The sequence below is a fragment of the Cognataquiflexum rubidum genome (genome assembly GCF_022538115.1).
Lineage (GTDB): Bacteria > Bacteroidota > Bacteroidia > Cytophagales > Cyclobacteriaceae > Cognataquiflexum > Cognataquiflexum rubidum.
Map to the genome: position 1 here is coordinate 92125 of NZ_JAKZAL010000003.1, position 21630 is coordinate 113754.

Genomic DNA, 21630 nt, shown 5'->3' on the forward strand with positions numbered 1-21630 from the left:
ACCAATCCAATCAAGTCATCCACCTGGATTGATCATTTTGTTTTATCTGCATAAATAGATAACCAAAATATGGGACAAGACTTATCCAATTCTGTCGTTGTATGGAATGATTGCTTTTGTAAATCATTCTTAATTACTAACTTTAACATTACCCAAAATACCCAAAATGCAAAATAACTTTATCGCCGGTGTGCCTTGGAGAAAGGAAAAAGACCTGAAAACCCTTGTGGAAAACAGGACTACCTACACTTTGGACAACTGCGAACTCAATATTTTTGAAACCCACCAAGAAGCAAAGAATGTCAACCTCAGTTTTGGCGATCTGGTATTGACTACTATGCTCAAAGGAAAAAAGGTCATGCATCTCTTCGAAAAACCGGGATTTGATTACCTGCCGGGTGAATCCGTGATTGTTCCGCCCAATGAAATGATGAAGATTGACTTTCCTGAGGCAAAATTTGACAACCCTACCCAATGTATTGCCCTGTCGATTTCCAAAGAAATGATAGAGAATACCTTCAACCTCCTCAATGAAAGGCTTCCCAACAAAGAAGTCACCAAAGATTGGGGTTTGGACCTTTCTTACTTTCACCTGATCAATACCCAAGACCTTTCAGAAATTATTAACAGATTTATCAGAATAGGGGTAAAGGAAAGGTCCAAAGAGAAAGATTTGATTGCCTCTTTTGCCCTCAAGGAATTATTGATCCGTCTTACACAGACACAAGCGAGGGACATGTTGGAAAAGACTTACAAAACACTGTCTTCCTCCAACAGAATGGCATTTGCCATTGATTTTATCAAGACCAATATCCGTGAAAATCTAAATTTGGATGAACTCAGTGCAAAGGCCTGTATGAGTAAGGCCCATTTTTCCAGAACTTTCAAAACAGAACTCGGTCTTTCCCCCATGGAGTATATCCTGAAGGAAAGACTCAAACTTGCCAAACACTATCTACAAATTGCAAATTATCAGATCCAGGAGGTCTGTTTCATGTCTGGTTTCAACAATATCACTTACTTTATCCGCGCATTCAAAAGTGAATTTGGTGTTACGCCGAAGGTTTTTCAGTTAACAAAGAAATAACCAAACATCCTTTGGAAATTCAAAAATTGTTAAAAAATATTTTATGGTTTTTATGGTCTTTTGATATGCTTTTGTTAAGTTTAAAAAATTTTGGTAGCGAAAAAACTTTAAAAGTTTGCCATTTACCAAAGTTTATACGGCTGTAGTCAGTTACAAATAAACCCACACTTGGAGTCTTTTACAGAGACTCCTTTTTTTATGCCTAAATTTTTAACCTGTTTTTTAATATTTTACAAAAAATTTCAAAAATATGGTTTAAAAATAAACCTATTTTTCATTTTCAAATATTTTTATTTATTGCCTATCGTTATAAATACCCAACATTAAGAAATTGAGATATAATTTTCTGTATTTCAGGTGAAATTTGAACTTGGTCCCACAAAATCTCTACGAAAACCAATATTTTTTAATAATAAGTGGAAAAAGAATTAAAAAGGGCTTCATTTTAAGCGTGAAATTTTAGTAATGCCAATGATTGTCTTGTAACTCGTGATTTGGACGGAATTTCAAGTAAGTCTGCCACAAAGGAGTCAAAGAGACTGGAATTAGAAATGATAAATATTGGTGGAGTCACAAATGTTGGCGGTGAAGATCGACCACATAGTGGTCAAATATGGGTAGCCCCGAGTGATCCCGGTAGCTATCGGGAGAAACCCGGGGTAAAAAACGAGACCACGATTCCGGTTTTTGGCCGAAACAATGGAAAAAGAGAAAAATTCTTCCCGCCAAAAACAAGGAAGGATTGAAGCCATCTCTCCCATTGAGAAACCTTCTTCCTGCGCGGTAAAAAATATTCCTCACGCAGAGAGGTAGAGCAAAAAAAGAAAAGAAAGGAAAATGACAAAAGAGAAGAGCTCAGAAATATTTTCCCGCTGATTTCGCAGACCTTCGCAGAAGGAACAGACAGATCAATTATTACCTGGAATATTTCACAGAATTGATCTGCGCCAGTCTGCGTGATCTGCGGGACCAAAAAACGGAAGCCGACTTTTGATGATTTTTCTCTGAGTGCGCTGTGCCCTCTGTGGTGATAAGATAGGTGCTGAAGAGATAACCTTCTCTCTTTGCGCCCCTAGCGATGCCTTCTTTTCCTTTGCGGTAAAAAATACACCTCTCCCTGGGACGCAGAACAAAAAAGGAGAAAAAAAAGAAAAATGAAAGCTAAGAAGAGCTCAGAAATATTTTCCCGCTGATTTCGCAGATCTTCGCAGAAGGAACAGAAAGATCAATTAGTCCCTAGAATTTTTCATAGAATTGATCTGCGCCAATCTGCGTGATCTGCGGGACCAAAAAATGGGAGCCAGTTATTGAAGTTTTTACTCTGAGTGCGCTGTGCCCTCTGTGGTGATAAGATAGGTGCTGAAGAGATAACCTTCTCTCTTTTAGCCCCTTGCGAAACCTCAGCGTCCCTTTCAGTAAAAAATAATATACCTCATGCAGAGACGCAGATAAAAAGGAGAAAAAAAGAAAAATGAAAGCTAAGAAGAGCTCAGAAATATTTTCCCGCTGATTTCGCAGACCTTCGCAGAAGGAACAGACAGATCAATTAGTACCTGAAATATTTCACAGAATTGATCTGCGCCAGTCTGCGTGATCTGCGGGACCAAAAAATGGGAGCCAGTTATTGAAGTTTTTTCTCTGAGTGCTCAGTGATCTCTGCGGTGATATGACACGTGTTTAAGCAATAAACTTCTCCCTTTGCACCCCTTGCGATACCTTCTTTTCCTTTTCAGTAAAAGAAAAATTACCCTGCGGTAATAGGCCATTAATGTTTAAATTAGAATTCTCATACATTTTTAGATATTATGGAATACAAAGGACTCAGTGATCATGAAGTGATCGCAAACCGAAAAGCTTTTGGAAGCAACGTTTTGGTGGATGAAACCAAAAATCCCATTTGGGGAATTTTGCTGGAAATCATCAAAGAGCCTTTGTTCGTTATTTTACTCGTTGCGGCTTCCGTGTACTTCATTCTGGGAGAAACCACGGAAGGAATCATCATGTTGGTGGCCATCGGGTTGGTTTCTGGCATTTCCATTTTTCAGGAAAACAAAAGTCGCAATGCCGTCAATGCCCTCAAGAAACTTTCAAGCCCTCAAGCCAAAGTTTACCGCAACGGGAAAGTCGTCAGCATTCCCACCGAGGAAATCGTTGTCAAAGACCTGATCCTGGTCGAAGACGGCAACTTGGTTCCTGCTGACGCCAAGATCATCGAAGCACATGATTTTTCGGTCAATGAAAGTATACTGACAGGTGAGTCTCTTTCGCTGTCCAAAGACCATCTTTCGGAATCCCCCATAATTTTTCAGGGAACAATGGTAGACACCGGCAACTGTGTCGCCGAAGTGCAGGCAATCGGGAGAAAAACAGAACTGGGAAAAATAGGCACCAGCCTAGGAGAAATCGAGCAGACCAAAACCCCGTTGCAGACGCAAATCAAGAGCTTTGTGAAGTCGATGGTCATATTTGGCGCCATTGCTTTCTTGTTGGTTTGGGGCATCAATTATTACATTTCAAGAGATATTTTGAATGCCTTACTTCAGGGGCTGACTTTGGCGATGTCGATTTTGCCGGAAGAAATTCCCGTCGCCTTTAGCACTTTTATGGCATTGGGTGCTTACCGGCTTTACAAAAGCAAAGTCATCACCCGCAGCCCGTACACAGTCGAAACCCTCGGTGCCGCTACCGTTATTTGTACCGACAAGACCGGAACGCTCACCGAAAACAGGATGGAACTCAAAGTAGTCTTTGATGTAAAATCTGGCACGCTGCAGGATTTTGCAAAAGACAGTCCGGTATTCAATGAGACATTGGAATATGCACTTTGGGCGTCCGAGATTCTTCCTTTTGATCCTATGGAAAAATCCATTCATACTTTTTATGAAAAGATGGCGCCAAAAGATGAAAGGAAAGCGGCTAAAATGCTTCATGAATACCCGCTTGGAGGAAAGCCGCCGTTCATGACGCATATTTTTCAGAAGGAAAATGGTGAAAAGATAATCGCCGTCAAAGGAAGTGTTGAGGGAGTCCTTGGGCAAAGCCACTTGTCGGAGGCGGATTCCAAGGTGGTGGCTGCACGATTAGAGGAGTTCACCCAAAAGGGTTTCCGGGTCTTGGCTGTAGGCAAAGCAGATCCTTCCATTCAGGCATATCCCAAAACCCAACAGGAATTCGAATTTGAGTTTCTGGGTTTGGTGGCATTTTATGATCCTCCAAAGAAGAATATTCAGAAGGTCCTGAATTCATTTTATAAGGCTGGAATCGAAGTGAAAATGATAACGGGAGATTATCTCCAAACCGCAGCAGCAATAGCTGTTCAGGTGGGTTTGAAATCGGATGGGTCCATCATGACCGGAGATGAAGTGATGGCGATGGAGGAATCTGGTCTTCAGCAAAAGGCCAAAGAGACCCACGTCTTTGCAAGGATGTTTCCTGAGGCCAAACTCAAAGTAGTCGAAGCTCTCAAACAAAACGGGGAGATCGTCGCCATGACCGGAGATGGTGTCAATGATGGTCCTGCACTCAAAGCCGCTCATATCGGCATTGCGATGGGCAAGCGGGGCAGTGAAGTGGCCAAATCAGCCGCGGCACTTGTGCTGATGGATGATGACCTTGGACACATGACCGAGGCGGTTGCTTTGGGAAGGAGGATCTATGAAAACCTCAAAAAAGCCATCCAATACATCATTTCCATCCATATTCCCATCATACTGATTGTCCTGTTGCCTTTGGTGTTGGGTTGGGAATTCACTTTGATCTTTACGCCTATCCATGTCATATTTCTCGAATTGATCATGGGACCGACCTGTTCTATTGTATTTGAAAATGAACCCATCGAACCTGATTCAATGACCAAATCTCCGCGCAAGATGTCCCAAACATTCTTTTCTTGGGCAGAACTTTCCATGAGTGTGGTTCAGGGATTGGCCATCACAGGGGCATGTTTGGGTTTTGGGTTTTACCTGATGGATTCCGGTCAGCCTGAAACTACAGTCCGGACCTTGATTTTCACCACTTTGGTATTCAGCAATATCTTCCTGACTTTGGTCAACAGGTCTTTCTATTTTTCGGTTTTCAAGACGCTGACTTATCCCAACAAACTTATTCCCATCGTATTGGGAATTTCATTTGGATTGTTGGTTATGATTTTGACCGTTCCGGCCTTTATGAAGGTTTTTGATTTTGAACCTGTAAGCTTCAATTTGTTGCTCTTTTCATTGCTGATTTCTTCTATCGGGGTATTTTGGATAGAAATTTGGAAATTTTTTAAAAGGAAAAAGGAAGGGAAATTAGTAATGATGAATTGAAAATTCAGAATGAGAATGTTTGTGGGGATACAAAAATCGAAGGCGCCCGACCACGTAGTGGTCATATATGGGTAGCCCCGAGTGAGGCACGAAACTCGGGGTTAGAAACGAGAATAGCGATTCCGGTTTTTGGCAGAAACAAGGAAAAGAGAGTTAATTGCTTCCGCCAAAAACAGGGAAATTCAAAATCCTTTGCGCCCCATTGCGAAACCCTCTTTTCCTTTGCGGAAAAAAATATACCTCACGCAGAAACACAGAGGAAAATGGGATTAATGTTTGTGGAGACACAAACATTGGCGGCGTCGACAGACCACGTAGTGGTCAAATATTGGTAGCCCCGAGTAAGGAACGCAACTCGGGGTAAGAAACGGGAATAGCGATTCCGGTTTTTGGCAGAAACAAGGAAAAGAGAGTTAATTGCTTCCGCCAAAAACAGGGAAGATCAATTCACAAAATTAAAATTCACACCATTTTCCCAAAACCAATTTAACCCTGCCAGTTCTTGGCGGGAATCAATGATCTCTATGGATCCTGCTGATATACATCCCACTTTTTCTCTGTGGCCTCAGGGGGCTCTGTTGTAAATCAATTTAGTCCTTTCTTTCAATCAGTGAACGGCCTTATCATAATTTTTTCTTGTTTTGAGTTTCCTGCCTGACAAGTGGTGGTCTGAATTTTTCTTCAAATGGCCCATCCCACAAAGCTGAAACTTGCCACCTTCATGTTCATAGTCATGTTGGTAGTGGTGCAGGTTTTCCAGTACAGTATGGTCTATCATATTGGCATTGGTAAAATCTATCCGGATGCTTTTTTCCCTTGGAAGTGCATCCAATGATTGTTTCAATTTGATATAATTACTGAATACCGCTGAGTGAAAAACATCCACGGTATAGACATCCTCAATGAGCGATACCGTAAACAATGGCTTGAAAATGTATTTTATCGGAAGTCCATTGATCAGGTGGATGATAAATTTGGTCAGGATACCCACCCCAATACCGATCAGTAAGTCGGTGGCAAGGGTAAATACTATCGTAATCAAAAAGACAGCAAGCTGTTCCTTACCGATTTTGTAGGTACTGTAGAATGACCGGGGAGCAGCCAATTTGAAACCGGTATAGACCAACATCGCCGCCAGGGCAGCCAATGGAATCTGATGGATCAGCATCGGGAAAAACGCAACAAAGATCAGGAGAAACATGCCGTGGAAGAAGTTTGACCAGGAAGTTTTACCTCCGTTGTTGATATTGGCCGAGCTACGGACGATTTCCGAAATCATGGGAAGGCCACCGATAAATCCTGCAAGCGTATTTCCTATTCCGACTCCCACGAGGTCTTTGTTCATGTTGGACTTTCTTTTGAATGGATCCAATCCATCAATGGCCTTAGAACTCAAAAGAGATTCAAGACTGCCCACCAAGGCAAACATGATAATGTACTTGATCGATACCATGGAAAACACTTGGGAGAAATCAGGGAAAGTGATGGCAGAAAGCAGGTTGTCCGGCAAGGTCACCAGGAACTTCGGTCCAATGGTATATTCATGTCCATCCAAAAACAGGTAACTGTGCTCATGCTCCAAGTCAAAATACCTTCCGATCGGTATGGCAATCAAAATGACGAGCAAAGGGGCCGGCACCATCTTGAGGTATTTGTTTTTGAGCAAAGGAAAAGTAAACAGGATGAGCAAACTGATGAACCCAATCAGGGCAATTTCCGGATTCAGTTCACTAAAGGCATGCGGAAGCTCTGCAAACAATTCCAAAGTTTCACTTGCCTCGGGCTTGACCCCGATCATGGTAAACAATTGCTTGGCGATAATGATAATCCCAATCGCTGCCAACATTCCGTGGACAGCGGCTGAAGGGAAGAAATCTGCAAGAACCCCGGACTTTACCCATCCGAAGATGACCTGTAATATTCCGGCGACCACTACTACTGCTAGGGTGAGTTTGTACCCAAGCATTGCATCACCCTGTCCGAGTTCGGTGACTGCACCGAGGGCAATGATGATAAGCCCTGCTGCGGGACCTTTGATCGTCAGTTGTGAACCGCCAAGAAAGGTGACCAACAAGCCGCCGATGATCGCTGTAAATATCCCAGCTACGGGAGGAAAACCGGAAGCCATCGAAATGCCGAGACAAAGGGGCAATGCGATAAGAAATACCAAGAAACCGGAAGTGAGGTCTGCCCTCCAGTTTTGTTTGAGTCCGGCGATACCGGTCAAAGGGATTTGAAATTTGTGAATTTTCATGGTAGTGACTTAAGTAGATTTGAGGGCTTTTTCGTGGTAATTTTTGATGTGTGGACCTAGGTATAGGCGGGAATATATCCGGATCAGGGCAATGCCCCCGATGATAAAACTCACCGAGTCAAAGAAGGCAAGGAAGTATTGGTCTTCATGGATATGGCTGAAGATCAAGTCTACCCCGATGAAGGTGGGTGAGATCGGAAAAGCCATCAGTCCCAAAGTGGCAAGCAGGAAGAACAGCGCTTGCCTTGGATACTCATAGACATGACCGTAGTATTGGTTCAAGTCAAAATACTTAGGCTCTTTGGTTTTGAGATATTCCAATATTCCATACCCAACAATCCCAAATACTGTTACCCCGCTGAGATAGATCAAGACTTGGGTGATGTCAAAGGTCTCGTTGAAAGACACTGCAAGGGCAATCCAAAAATGATTGGCCATGACGAGCATCCATGCCAACCTGGGATAATTCCTCTCTGAAAATGCCTTAAAAACCATCATCATTCCGATAAAGGCAAATGTCCCTGGAATAAACTCCTGAACTCCTTCTGGTAAGTATTCCTGATTGAAATAGAGGTAAATACCGATGCCATACGCGGGTAGGAAATAGATAAGGAGATTTTTTGGAGTCAGGAAATCCAATTTGCCACCGACCTTTTTGATGGGTGAAAAAACCCATTTGTTCATAAAGGAGTCCAGGTTCCATTCTTTGAGAGAAAGGATAAACAGACTGTATTCCAACCGCTTTGGAAAGGTGTCTTCCACAGTCACTTCTTTAGGTTTGAAATGGTAAAACTGATCACGGATCATGTAGCTGACCACTGATGGGGATACGAGTAGTTGATAGGTTCTCAGGAAGGCATTCCCGGCAAAGTGGATCAGCGCCAATACTTGCAGCCCCAAAGCAACTTCAATAAACATGATGCCTATCTGCGCGATGGATGCATAGGCAATCTGTGACTTGATCGAGGACTGAACCCGTGCAATAGGATATGCCACCAAGGCCGTAGCCAATCCAAGAAGCCCGATCAAGATCCTGACTGTCAATTGGTGCTCCCAAAATGGAAAGGTCCTGAGTAGTAAGAATACCCCAAAATGGACTGACAATGACCCATAGAAAATCGCACTCGAAGGGGTAGGTCCTTCCATCGCCCGGGGAAGCCAGGAAGAAAACGGAAGTTGGGCGGACTTCGCAGCTGCCGCAACGAGGATCCCCAAAGCAATGAACAAACCTATTCCGCCATGTTGGGAGAGATGCTCCAATACAAGCTGTTCATTGTTGAGCTTGAGGAAGGTGATGTTTTCATTCCATAAATGATGGCTTGCCCACATCGCCAAAATGATCCCGATATCCCCGATCCTATAAATGGAAAATACCCTCACCGCATTTCTGACTGGCAGATACCTGTTGCGGTAAAATGCAATCAACAAAAACGAAGATATTCCCAACATCTCCCAACCGATGAACAGCGTCTCGAAATTGCCCGCAAGAACAGTGAGATTGTAGGCGAGATAAAAGAAAAGGATAGAATTGAAGAAGCGCTTATATCCTTCCTCCAAGTGCAGGTAATACCTGCTATATCTGGTAATGAGGAAAGTCACAAATGCCCCTACAAATAGGTAAACAGCGGTGACTTTATCAAAGTAGAAGTCTATCAGGAACTCGTAGTCATGATGGCTGTATAAGGCAAATTCTGAGATATTGACCGGCTGTCCCCGGAGGACAATAATCCAATACCCAATGTATCCCAAGATGGACGCAAGCTGCACACTGATGGTCAGGAATGCCATCCTGGAAAGGTTGACCTCATTTTTTTCCGGAAGCAAAAGGGAAAGCAGAAATCCCAAAAAGGGAATGACCACAAAGCTGCTGATGATGATTTGGTTTTCCATAATTAGCTCAGCAGGTAGACAGGTAAATTTTCAGAAGTTGAAACCAACAGTTCGTCCAGATTTTTGATCTTTTCGATTTGCTTTGTCAATGGCTTGTAAGGAACAAATTCCCCTGATTTAAATAGAAATGCAGCTTTGGTTTCCGGATGGATAGCAACCAGTCTCACCCAATCATTGGCAAACCACTCATAGGTGGCTTCATGGGTTTTGATGGTTTTGAGCACCGTTTCGGGGTAGTGCTCTACGGTTATGAGGATGCGGAGGGGATCATGGATATTGATCATTTGCCTTGGCAATCCCGGTCTAAGGTCGCCGTCCATACCGTTGGCGACACCGATGAGCCCCATGACATTATGGGGAAGTTTGCTTCCCGCGCCTAGCCTTTGGTTGTCTACCCTTGAGAAATAATACTCCAGGTTAATCCCGCCACAAACAGGTGCCACAGCTTTGACGATATTCAACAGGTATTTTCCTTCCGGATCGATGCCATAGTCATAGGAATTGAGAAAGGCTCTTTTGTCCAAAAACAAGTGTTTGTTGGATTCCCTTTTTCCGATCACACAGAGTGCATTCGTAGCATGGTTCCATTCAGGTCTAGGCTCGAAAAGCGACAAAGCCCTGAGCTTTACCTTCTCGTGCACTTTGGCAGCTTCTTGGGTGGAATCCACCGTATCAAATCTCCTAGACCTTTCTTTGGAGTTGTAATCCAGGGCGATTTCAAAGGTTTGAAGGTTATGGGTATGGCGGAGCAGATTGGCTTCAGTCAGCACATCGGTGTCATAAAATTCCATTTCGTCCCGGGTGGTGTCATGTAGTCCTCCTACAAATTGGGTACTGTCAGGAATGAAAATCCCACGTTCTTCCAAAGCTTTTCTGACCTTGGGATGGTTGCCAAAATAGGCGCCTACTCTTGCATTGACTGAACCCGAGCGTCCGCTGCAGGCACCACAATCGTACCCTGCATAGTGGGTATTGTTGACCGAGCTGGCTCCGTGTCCAAAGATGTATACCAAGGGAGCAAAGTCTTTGACAAGTCCGATGCCTTTGAGCAGCCCTTCCAGACTGTTTGTCATTTCTTCCAGCGTAAAACCCACCTGTAGACCATGGTACTTTTGATCCGTGGATTTACATTCGATACTCAGTTTTCCTTTGGGATCCATATGGCTAAAGGATGACACCATCGCGGGTGTCGGGCCCGGCCACAGGATGTTTTTGGCCATTTTTATTGCTGACCAAAATCCCATGGTCTGGGAAATAGCCCATCCGCCAAATATCCCCTTGGTGTGCTTGCTGAAATGGGTGTCTTTCTCATGTCTGAGTTTGGCCTCTGATTCACGGATGACATGGTTGGGAGTGACTGGTGCAGGACACACTTTGGTCATAAACTTGCTGTGCTCGGGCTGGAAGAAAAACGGGATGTTGAAAAATCCCGCAGTGCCAAATGTCTGACAGTCCGGAGCAAAACGCTCGATGTACCTTCGGATGGAGCAACATCTGTCATCAATACAAAAGACTGCCTGGAAAGATGTGGCTTCTTTCCTGAAATCCTCTTCATGACTGAGTTGAAGTCCGCGGATAACCTGGTCAAAATAAGTCCATTCAAAAGCTTCCTGCCAAAGTCTGAGGACTTCGTAGTATTCTTTTTCTTCTGGTTTCTCCATAATCGGAGTCAGGTCCTCGGGCAGATGCTTGGCCAATGGATCCCAATTTTCACCCAATCTCCTGTCGAGCGCATCTATTTCCAAGAGGCACTCCACAAAGATCAGGTCATGGAGACTAATGGTTTTTTTGTCCAACAGGCTCTGTGGCTGGTGTTCCAACACCGATACCATGCCTGACCAACCCGGATGGGCAAACTGCTGGTCAAAGAGGTATTGTCTGAAATAGGCTTTGTTTCCCACCAAAAGATCAAGCAACTGATCCAAACTGGTTTTGGTGTCGAAAAGCATGTTTTTGGCCCTGTTGGTTTTGAAGATATTGGTAAAACTATTGGATTCGAGGTTTCGGATGGCAGAGACAAATCCCTTGGAGGGTACCGGAAACTTCCAGATGGCAATACCTTGATCCAGATAGCTACCCAACAACCTGAAAAGTGCGGAGTGGGTTTCCTTGTCCAGGTTGACATGGTGGTGGCTTTTCCAGACTTTTCTCAACCTGCCTACGATGGCCTCCGGCTGGTTTTTACAGTCTTTGTGGACCATTGCCTCTTTCCATTTGGCCGATTCTTTTTGGCCTTTTTGCTCAAGGATAACCCTGTCAAGAATGAGGTCATTGATTTTGTTTTTGGTATACAAGTCCCGGAAGGACTCCACGGAGAGATAGGTTTTGTATCCAAAGTTTTCTGCCGCAGTCTGCAATGCCTTGTGAAAAGGAAGGTGCTGAAAGGCATGCAGGGTATTATGATGCACAAAATCCTTCAAGGGAGCTTGTGCAGGCAAGAAATGACCCAGTTCATGAATGACATGATTGAGGTCAGATGACACGTGTGGCGTCATTTGTCTGAATTTAGATGGGTAATAAAATAGAAAGTGGGGGCAGGTATAAAGTGTTGCCCGGATAAATTGCCTAGTAGGGCGAAAAACTTATGCTAAATGTACTCGGAGACTATGGAATAATATGTAAAGCGGGGCTTTTCCTTCAAGGGAAGGGATTTTCAAAGATTGACCGGCAGCCCCTGAAATCAGAAAAAAGCTGCGCACCGAGAGAAATTTATTGCTCTCCAGGGTAAGGTCAAAGTGTGATTCAGATTCGGATTCTGTTTTTTCCTCTTTCTCTTCCTTTTCAAAAGTGGCGAGGTCTGCAAAATGTAGGTTTTGAAACGAAACAAGTGGAGTGGATACCTTGGTGTTGTTTATTTCATAAAAAGTACCTCCATTTTGTGAATGGCTGATGTCAAAGTTAACAGTTAAATGAAATCCGATTACCAGAAACATGGCAAACAGAAAAGGCTGCAATGAGCTTTTTCTGAAGGCTGAGCTAGAATTGGAGTTCTTTAACATTATTTTCAAAATCAAGCTTGAAATTTAGTCTAATCTGAAATCAAATCCATTGAAAGTTGAATAAATAATAACCAACATTATTTCAATATGTAAAACTACACCAATTGGATTTTCAGATCTGTATCAAAAATTACATTGCCGGGGATTTGCTTTTTATTTCTTTACCTTAATTTTTTGATCCTGATATCCGGGAAAAAGCTGTTTTTTTTACCAAAATCGGGCTATTTTATTGCGATGTTTCATGTTATTTTGGAATGGAAAGCGTTAAATTACATAAGGAAAAACGGAAAGATTAACGCATATCAATCTTGAAAAAATTGAAATTATGATGGGTGCAAAAGGTGACTTGAAAGGACTGTTGGCTGCCAATTTTTCTCAGTTTGAAAAAGAATTGTTTGAAGAAATTGTCAAAGAGGGACAGCTCATCCTATTTCCGGAAGGTGAATTGATGATGGATATCGGACAGCGGGTCGAGCAGATTCCCCTGATAGTGCAGGGGACAGTGAAAGTTTTCCGGGAAGATGAAGACGACCATGAGATTTTCCTTTATTACCTCAAAGAAGGCGAAGCATGCGCCATTACGCTGATATGCTCCGAGCGGGAAGGGTATTCCAAGATCAAAGCCATACCCGTTGAGGACACAATTGCCATTACCCTTCCTATCAAAAAACTTGACGAATGGATGTTCAAGTACAAATCCTGGTACTACTTTGTCATGGACAGCTATCAGGACAGGTTCGAAGAACTCCTCAAAGTCGTAGAGGAAATCGCCTTCCACCAAATGGACGAAAGACTGCTCGCTTACCTTCGAAAATGGGTCGAAGTCAACCATTCCCCCACAGTCAAAGCCACACAGCAGCAGATTGCCAATGAATTGAACACCTCCCGCGAGGTGGTGGGGAGATTGCTCAAAAAACTGGAGCAAGACGGAACAGTCAAAATCGGCAGACATCAGATTGAAGTCATAAAATAAACTAAAAATGGAATTTATAGATTATTATAAAATCTTGGAAATTGATAAAAATTCCTCTCCCGAGGATATCAAAAAAGCCTACAGGAAGCTTGCAAGGAAATATCACCCTGACCTAAATCCCAATAATAAAGAGGCTGAATCTAAATTCAAACAGGTCAACGAAGCCAATGAGGTACTCAGTGATCCTGAAAAAAGAAAGAAATACGACCAATACGGAAAGGATTGGAAGCATGCCGAGGAGTTTGAAAAAGCAGGTCAGAGACAGTCCCGCCCAAGGGGACAGGCAAGTAGCAAGGCATATTCAGGACATTATACAGAAGAAGACTTTTCGGATTTTTTCAGTTCTATGTTTGGAGGCGGTGGCTTCCAAAGTTCGGGTAGGGAAAATCTAAAATATAAGGGAGCGGATTATAAAGCCGAACTCCACCTCAGGCTCTCGGATGTCTACCAGACCCAAAAGCAAACATTGACAGTGGATGGGAAAAATATCCGCTTGACCATCCCGGCAGGAGTGGAAGACGGGCAGACGATCAAGATCCGTGGCTATGGAGGGGAGGGAATGAATGGTGGACCATCCGGGGACCTGTATGTCAAGTTTGTGATCAAGAATGACACCGGCTTTGTCCGGGAAGGGAATGATTTGTATGTAAAGGTCAATGTAGACCTGTACACAGCGATCTTGGGAGGGGAAATCACCGTGCCTACTATAACTGGCAAAGTCAAACTCAAACTGAGCGCCGGAACGCAAAACGACACCAAAGTCCGACTCAAAGGCAAGGGTTTTCCTGTTTACAAGGAAGAAGGAAAATTTGGAGACCTTTATGTGACCTACAAGGTAGAAATCCCAAAAAACATCACGGAGCAGGAAAAATCACTTTTCGAACAATTAGCCAAACTCAGAGACCATGGCACGATCTAACCACATCAGCATCCACACTTTCTGCCAATATCATGGCATAGAATCCAGGTTGATTTTCACCTTTCAAGAACTTGGCCTGGTAGAAATCGTCGAAGAGGAAGCCGGTTTTTTTCTGGAAGAGGAGGCCCTTAGCCGGATGGAACAAATCGTAAGGCTGTACAAAGACCTTGACCTCAGCCCCGAAGGAGTGGAGGTTGTGATGGGGCTTTTGGGCAAAATCGAGCAATTGCAGGAAGAAAACCTCTTCCTGATTAGAAAATTGAGGAAATGGGAGAAATAGGCATCTTCCCCTTTCAAATATTAAATCATTCCTTTCAGGGAGAAACCCAAGCTACCTGATTTCTTGCTCCACTTTCAGGATATACTCCGCCCCGGCTTTGTATTCTTCCGCAGTCTGCAGGTGCTCCATCATCAAGGGGACCTCTGGAAATTTTTTCATTTCTGTTAGAAATACCCTATAATCCATCTGTCCAAGTCCAGGCCTAACTTCATTGAATTCGGGCATAAAAGTCGGTTCCTTAAGGATCAGGTCCTTTGCATGACAACTCTTGATATTGGGACCAAGTTTTTTGAAACAGTCTTTGATCAGGTCACCGTTGCGGTAGAACACAGCAGGACTGACGACCATATTTACCGGGTCAAGGTGGACTGCAAAAGCTTTTCGGTCGATGGCTTTGATCAACCTAAGGTAAGCATCTGCTGACTCTGGGAAGACCCAAGGCATGGCTTCCAAAGTGTAAAAAGTGTTTTTTGGCTTGACCTCATCGATGATTTTTCTGGTGGTCTCCACGATCAGGTCAAAGGTATCGTCTGAAAAATTATCGGCGTGGGGCCCCGCCCAGTTCGTCACGTTTTTGGAACCGGCGATGTTGACGCAGCATTTGGCCTCGATCTGATCGGCGAGGTCCAGCGATGCGACACATTTTTCAAAGGCTTCTGTGGCGGTTTTTTTGTCAGGACTGATGGGATTGGACCAGGCACCCACTTCCGCAATGAGGATATCCGCCTTGTCGGCTGCTTTTTTGTAGGCTTTGATGTCATCCCTACCGGCATTCAATCCAACAGGGCAATAAGCCGCTCTATAGCCGGCGTTTTTCACAGCTGCCACCCAACTTTCGGGGGAGTCAAATTTTTCGAAGATCGGCCCTCCAAGCCGTAGTTTACTTTTGGCTTTGAGATCGGATCCTATAGAGGGAAAAGCAGCCAATAATCCCGATCCAAGCAGGGTCAGGGAAGTGACTTTGGAGAATTTGCGTCTGTTCATGGTTTTTTGCTTTATTTCAAATTGAAATCATGATTTATTCTCAGGAAGATTCCTTTTCAATTTTCCTTAAATTAACTTTAAATCAACTTTATTTGAATGAATTAATTTATAATTTGAAGCATGAATCGGAGGTTTTTTTTTGTTTTTATATGTTGTTATCTGTTCGCCGTCTCCTTCAAGGCCGTGGCACAGGAAAAAGACACCCTTTTTCTCCGAAATGGGCAGATCATGATCGGGAAACTGAACAGCATCAGTCTCGGCATTATCCAATTTGATGACATGGACCTTGCTGTCCAAAATGTAAAGTACCACAAAATCAAAACCATCAAGGCAGGCATGGCCACTTACCGGATTCAGACCATAGACCAAGCGGTGTATTATGGTGTGCTAAAGCCATCTAAGAACTATGGAGAAGTGATTGTGGATGACGGAGTGGTGACAAAGCCCTATCCAATCGTAAACATTTTCAACCTGGTTTCTTTAGAGAAAAAATTCATCAAAAAAATCAAGGGAACCATTGCCTACGGTTATTCCTATACCAAATCAAGTGACATCGGCAGGACGAATATTGATTGGAATTTAAATTTTACAGAGCAAAAATATCAGGTAGAGTTTGTTGGGTCCTTTATTTATACCAATAACCAGAGTGTAAAAACAAGAGACCGTGAATCTGTGGGCCTTGGCGGTTATTATAATCTCAATACGGTGCTCGTGGCCGGATTGGGATTGAATTACCAGAGAAACATAGAGTTGGGATTGGCAAGCCGTATCCAACAGGTGGTTGGGTTTGGCCGAAGGTTTTTATTTAGACCCAACCTTCAGGGGACGTTGATTTCGGGATTTGTAATCAACCAAGAAAGGAGTTTAGAGGGCAATTCATCTGGTAGTCTTTATGAGATTCCTCTCCAATTCAAGTTGGATTATTTCCATTACGCCGCACCCAACCTTTCCTTTACAGTTTTTCCTAAAGCATTTTTTGGATTGAAACAGGATGGAAGAAAAAGATTTGACGGGGAGACTAGGGTCAATTGGGAAGTAATCAGAAATTTGGATTTGGGGCTTCAGTTTTACGCCAGTTATGACAATCAGGCATTGGCAGGAAGCACTACCAATTTTGACTACGGTATTGTTTTTAATGTGGGGTATAAGTTTAAGTAAGATAACTTTTTCTTTTTTCCGTCGCCAATGTTTGTGTCTCCACAAACATTCTTAATTCTGAATTATTCATTCTTTTCGGCTAAAGCCCAAATGCCTCTTTCTATTCCATAAACCACCAGCTAAAGCAGGTGGCAATAAAAACCAATCACACGCTGCTACTTGAATTTCTCATTCATCATTCTGAATTCTTCACTTTTTCTTACTCCGCCAATGTTTTCATCACTACAAACCTTATCCTTTTTAATTCATACTGTCGAGGTATTGTCGTAAAGTCATGCTCCTAAGAGAAAAGGCATAATCCTTTTAGCATAAATTTTTTTTACTGCAAAGGGAACCATAAATTTCCCGTGTCAATTTTCACAATTGTAATTAGGTTTACCCCATGATCAAAGAAGATGTTAAAGGGTTTTCACCCTTAGTCAATCCCGAAGAAGAGGATTTTTATGCAGGACCCCAGACCAGGTGGAAAGATTTTAAATTTGTCATCAAAGTGATGTTGGAATTTATCAGGGGATTTCGGATGCTGCACTTTGTGGGGCCTTGTGTCACTGTTTTTGGGTCGGCAAGATTTGAAGAAGACGACAAATTCTACAAGCTCGCCGTCAGGGTAGGGGAAAGTGTCAGCAGATTGGGATTTACAGTCATGACAGGCGGCGGTCCCGGCATCATGGAAGCCGCTAACCGGGGTGCAAAAAATGTCGGAGGTAAATCCATCGGTTGCAATATCATCCTTCCCTTTGAGCAAAAACCGAATCCATACCTGGACAAATGGATGGATTTCAATTTCTTTTTTGTGAGAAAAGTGCTGCTTTCCAAATATAGCTTTGCCTTTGTGGTCATGCCGGGTGGATTTGGGACTTTGGATGAATTCTTTGAAGCTTTGACCTTGATCCAGACCAAGGTCATGCGCAGGTTCCCGGTGGTGCTGATGTGCAGTGACTTTCACCATGACCTGTATACCTACATACAGCACCTTGCCGAGTACGGCACGATCAATAAGGAAGATTTGGAATTATTTTTACTTACTGATTCTGTGGAGGAGATGGAGGAACATATCCGCAAATACGCCATTGTTGAATATAAACTCCGCAGAAAGGAAGTCATCAAGCCTGCCGCTATTTTGGGGGAGAAAGGGTAATAATGTTTCAAAAATAATTTTCCTGCCTTTGCATTGACCACATTTGCACAAAAACATAGACAGATGAGTTGGATCATATTAATCATAGCGGGATTGTTTGAGGTGGCATTTGCTTTCTGCTTGGGAAAAGCAAAAGGCTCCTCAGGAAATGAAATGTACTTATGGTATGGCGGTTTTGTGATTGCCCTAGGTATCAGCATGATCCTCCTGATCAAAGCCACGCAAACGCTGCCTATCGGCACCGCCTATGCGGTATGGACCGGGATTGGCGCAGTGGGAACGGTAATCGTTGGAATCTTTATTTTTAAAGAACCTGCTACTTTTCTGCGGATATTTTTTCTGATTACTTTGATCGGGTCCATTGTGGGCCTCAAAGCCGTTGCGAATTGAGGAATCTGCCAATGTTGGTGTCACTACAAATATTCTGTTATCCCGCTTCTCCTGAAGCTGGATTTAACATTGCCAATGGTTTTGTACCCACAACATTCATTAGTCATCTTTCTTTTTTTTCGCGAAAGACACTAAGGTTTCGCAAAGTGGGAAGATTGGGAACCTTTCTGTTTTTTTGTCTATCGATTATTTAATTTTTCCTGTAGACATCCCGGACTGCACAGATAAGAAATTGCTGCCCTAGGTAGATGGTTTTTTTTTGATAAATTGGCAGGCATTAAGAATCCCATCACTCTTCGAAAATAAAATGATAGATGATATTGGTAATCCTCTTTTGACGGATTTTAAGGTTGACGAATCACTTGATTGGCAAATGTCCAGGTCGGAGAAATACTGCCTTATGGGGCTAATGAAAAAGCTATCTCCGGACGTTTCTATTGAAATCGGTACCTTTAAAGGAGGAAGCTTGCAGGTGATCAGCCACTATTCCCAGAAGGTTTATTCCATAGATATCAGTGATTCATCAAGAAAATTTTTGTCTCCCAAATTCCCAAATGTAGATTTTGTGGTTGGAGATTCTGTCCAATGTATCACTGACATTTTTCAGCAGATAGAAAAAGAGGGAAGAAGACTGGATTTCATCTTGGTGGATGGTGACCATACCCGTAAAGGGGTCTACCGTGATTTAGAAGCTATTTTTAAATATCCGCACAAGCATCCCATCACCATTTTGATGCATGACAGTTTCAATCCCGAATGCCGGAAAGGAATCCGGACATTTTTGGAAAGCCATACGGAGTTTGTGACTTACGCGGAATTGGATTATGTAACCGGGTCCTATTGGCATAATGGCACTTATAGGGAAATGTGGGGAGGGTTGGCATTGATTAATTACGATCCCCAACATGCAGGTCAAAAATTACATATCAATCAAAGTCAGCGGCACCTCTTCGAAAGCACCTACCTCCATTCCGCACACCTTCTCAAAGACAGGTTGGCGTTTCTTTTTCCTTTGAAGCGAAGAATTTTCAAAACCTTGGGCCTGAAAAACAGGGACGATATATATTATGATTTTTAGCTTTGGTTTTCATGCTTATAGTTCAAAATTTTAGAGGTCTCTACTTAAGTACACTTAATTTTTTGATACGAAGAAGGATTAGCCTTCACCATTCTAGAAAACAGGTTTTGGAAAATTGTTTCTTCGAATATTGACCTTGAAACAATGTTCAGCCAAGATAGCTGCCTGCATAGCTTTTGGCGATAAAAAAATGTATTGCTCTGACTATGCCTTTTATTTGGTAAATCATTGTATGCATGGCCTTGAAGTTTTGCCTGGAATTAATTGGGACTTGTTCAATGGTAAAGCCTTTCTTTATTGGCTTGTACCCTTTCCATATTCCTGCTAAAAAATTCTAGCAGGATTCATCACTACCAAACCTAGAAGTAAACTCAAAATGATTCTTGCCTTAAAAAATTTCCACAGTAAGTCAGTATGGGTATTTAAAATATGTATAATGTATGTACACAATTATGCCAGTAGATTGGATATCCATTTAAATTTTTGTCTGCAGACTGAAATATCCGGTACATCCCTGCCCGACGACAGGCGGGGGTCTTCCGACTTCCGTCTTCCGTCCCCATGAAGAAGAAAATAGGGTTACTGGCAAAGAAGCGTATATCCATGATATGTATTTAGGTTTAACTTTAAAATCTTTTTTATTTATTGGTAAAAAATCTCCACTGAAGAAGCCTAATAAAACACCTTTATTTCCCGGCTATGGTTTCAACAATTACATCCTTGCTTTCAAATAATCCCGGTCTGAACTGAAGCCCAAGACCGGGCAATTCGGGTGGGGTAACCATACCGTTTTTGACTTGCGGTGAGTTGGCAAAGAAGTAGGAATCCCGCTCTTTCCAATATGGATAGACGCTTTCTACAAAGTACAGATTGGTGATTGCGGCAGCCAAATGTGTGGAGGCGTACCACAAGATCGGCCCACCTGCAGTATGCATCATTGTGGGGATGTAGTGAGTATTCGCCATATCTGAAATTTTCTTTCCTTCAGATAATCCCCCACACCAGGTAAGGTCATACATGGCTATTTCTGCTGCTTTGGACTCAAACATTTCCCTAAAACCAAAACGCGTGGCAAGGCGCTCACTAACGACCAAAGGAATACTTGTCTCCTGATTGAGCGCTACGGAAGCCTGAATATTATCTTGGAGCAGCATGTCCTCGAGAAAAATGACGTTGTAGGGTTCAAGGGCCTTAGCGATACGAATGGCACTCGGGAGATTCCAAATACTATGAAATTCGCAGCCTATTTCAAGATCATTACCCACCGTATCCTGCACCCGCTTGATCCAGGTCAAAGATTGATCTATTTCTTTTTGAGATATATACTCACCTTTATTTCTAATTCCAACTATATCGAAAGGACAATATTTGATGGCAGGGATACCTTGGTCCACGAGAAACCGGGCGATTTTTTCCATATCAGTTTCGAGTTTCCAACCGTTTATGTTTCTCGAATCGGTGTAGGTGTTATATACCCGTATTTTTTTATTTTTTGAGCCCCCAAGCAATTGATACAGTGGCAAATTACTTACCTGCCCGAGAATATCCCATTGGGCGATATTGATTGCTGACAATGCGCGCATCTCGGCACCGCCGGTCACATGAAAGGCATTTTGTCTGAATATCCGTTCCCAAGTTTGTTCAATTTCCAGCGGATTCGTTCCAATTAGTTTACCTGCCCAGCTGTGCCATTCCAGGTCTTTTATTGCAGAAGAACTCGCCTCATTAAAGGGATAAGTTTCACCCGTCCCGATAATGCCTGCGTCAGTATGCAGCCGCACCCACATCCACTGCACTTCTGAACCTGCCACTCTCAGGTCCTTGTTGAATCGCACAATATCGATTTTGGTGATCTTAAGATCGGGGGCATTTGCCATGGCTTTGACTCCCAAGTCAGACAAGGCATTGAAGCCCATCAGACCGACAGTGCTGAGGGCAGTTTTCTGTATAAAATCTCTTCTGTTCATATTTGGTCCAGTTGGGTGTGTTCCAAGCCGTGTGTATGCCTTATTGTCACCGTATCGACGGGACAGCAAAGCGCTATTCCTGACTAGTTAAATATAGAAAAATGCGGGATTAGATGTATATCCTAATAGAAAAGTGGGAAGGGATAATTACAATTACCCATAATTAGATTTTTCTATGACAGAGATGCAGGTGGCGGCGGATGTAA

15 protein-coding genes are annotated in these 21630 nt (G+C 43.0%); 9 read left to right on the plus strand and 6 right to left on the minus strand.

The genetic code is table 11. The annotated features are described in order from the left end of the window. Positions 1 to 166: 166 nt before the first annotated feature. Together MMU05_RS04590 and MMU05_RS04595 are read left to right on the plus strand one after the other, a co-directional pair. Entirely contained in the window at positions 167 to 1087 is a 921-nt protein-coding gene (locus MMU05_RS04590; protein WP_241140497.1) for an AraC family transcriptional regulator, read from the plus strand. A 1805-nt stretch (positions 1088 to 2892) separates the two neighbouring features. Next, positions 2893 to 5394 carry a cation-translocating P-type ATPase gene (locus MMU05_RS04595; RefSeq protein WP_241140498.1) on the plus strand — a complete coding sequence of 834 codons (2502 nt, stop codon included), beginning with the start codon at positions 2893 to 2895 and terminating at the stop codon, positions 5392 to 5394. A 607-nt stretch (positions 5395 to 6001) separates the two neighbouring features. Here the strand turns inward: MMU05_RS04595 and MMU05_RS04600 are convergent. The 4 genes from MMU05_RS04600 to MMU05_RS04615 form a co-directional block, all read right to left on the minus strand. After that, a complete protein-coding gene (locus MMU05_RS04600; RefSeq protein WP_241140499.1) occupies positions 6002 to 7648 on the minus strand; it encodes a SulP family inorganic anion transporter in 1647 nt (548 codons plus the stop codon). Positions 7649 to 7657: 9 nt separating this feature from the next. Continuing rightward, positions 7658 to 9538, minus strand: a complete 1881-nt coding sequence (locus MMU05_RS04605) for a proton-conducting transporter transmembrane domain-containing protein (RefSeq protein ID WP_241140500.1) — start codon at positions 9536 to 9538, stop codon at positions 7658 to 7660. A gap of 2 nt (positions 9539 to 9540) precedes the next feature. After that, positions 9541 to 12033, minus strand: a complete 2493-nt coding sequence (locus MMU05_RS04610) for a YbcC family protein (protein ID WP_241140501.1) — start codon at positions 12031 to 12033, stop codon at positions 9541 to 9543. An 87-nt stretch (positions 12034 to 12120) separates the two neighbouring features. Beyond that, positions 12121 to 12537: a hypothetical protein gene (locus MMU05_RS04615; RefSeq protein WP_241140502.1), complete on the minus strand. Its 417-nt coding sequence runs from the start codon at positions 12535 to 12537 to the stop codon at positions 12121 to 12123. A 325-nt stretch (positions 12538 to 12862) separates the two neighbouring features. On the opposite strand from MMU05_RS04615, the gene MMU05_RS04620 reads away from it, so the two are divergent. Genes MMU05_RS04620 through MMU05_RS04630 form a run of 3 tightly spaced genes read left to right on the plus strand, consistent with a single transcriptional unit; the run spans position 12863 to position 14709 of the window. Further along, positions 12863 to 13510, plus strand: coding sequence for a Crp/Fnr family transcriptional regulator (locus tag MMU05_RS04620; RefSeq protein ID WP_241140503.1), 648 nt, complete (start codon positions 12863 to 12865; stop codon positions 13508 to 13510). Between the two features lie 7 nt (positions 13511 to 13517). Beyond that, entirely contained in the window at positions 13518 to 14429 is a 912-nt protein-coding gene (locus MMU05_RS04625) for a DnaJ C-terminal domain-containing protein (RefSeq protein ID WP_241140504.1), read from the plus strand. Further along, positions 14416 to 14709 carry a chaperone modulator CbpM gene (locus tag MMU05_RS04630; RefSeq protein ID WP_241140505.1) on the plus strand — a complete coding sequence of 98 codons (294 nt, stop codon included), beginning with the start codon at positions 14416 to 14418 and terminating at the stop codon, positions 14707 to 14709. The genes MMU05_RS04625 and MMU05_RS04630 overlap by 14 nt, the downstream gene beginning before the upstream one ends. A 51-nt stretch (positions 14710 to 14760) precedes the next feature. On the opposite strand, the gene MMU05_RS04635 is transcribed toward MMU05_RS04630, so the two are convergent. After that, a complete protein-coding gene (locus MMU05_RS04635) occupies positions 14761 to 15693 on the minus strand; it encodes a sugar phosphate isomerase/epimerase family protein (RefSeq protein ID WP_241140506.1) in 933 nt (310 codons plus the stop codon). Positions 15694 to 15813: 120 nt separating this feature from the next. Here MMU05_RS04635 and MMU05_RS04640 point away from each other — a divergent pair, with 120 nt between their 5' ends. From MMU05_RS04640 to MMU05_RS04655, 4 genes are all read left to right on the plus strand, one after another. Then, positions 15814 to 16851, plus strand: a complete 1038-nt coding sequence (locus tag MMU05_RS04640) for a DUF481 domain-containing protein (protein ID WP_241140507.1) — start codon at positions 15814 to 15816, stop codon at positions 16849 to 16851. A 382-nt stretch (positions 16852 to 17233) separates the two neighbouring features. After that, positions 17234 to 17989, plus strand: a complete 756-nt coding sequence (locus MMU05_RS04645; protein ID WP_241140508.1) for an LOG family protein — start codon at positions 17234 to 17236, stop codon at positions 17987 to 17989. A 63-nt stretch (positions 17990 to 18052) separates the two neighbouring features. Then, positions 18053 to 18379, plus strand: a complete 327-nt coding sequence (locus tag MMU05_RS04650) for a DMT family transporter (protein ID WP_241140509.1) — start codon at positions 18053 to 18055, stop codon at positions 18377 to 18379. 409 nt (positions 18380 to 18788) lie between these two features. Next, entirely contained in the window at positions 18789 to 19457 is a 669-nt protein-coding gene (locus MMU05_RS04655; RefSeq protein WP_241140510.1) for a class I SAM-dependent methyltransferase, read from the plus strand. A gap of 686 nt (positions 19458 to 20143) precedes the next feature. On the opposite strand, the gene MMU05_RS04660 is transcribed toward MMU05_RS04655, so the two are convergent. Next, positions 20144 to 21424, minus strand: a complete 1281-nt coding sequence (locus MMU05_RS04660) for a mandelate racemase/muconate lactonizing enzyme family protein (protein ID WP_241140511.1) — start codon at positions 21422 to 21424, stop codon at positions 20144 to 20146. Positions 21425 to 21630: the final 206 nt, after the last annotated feature.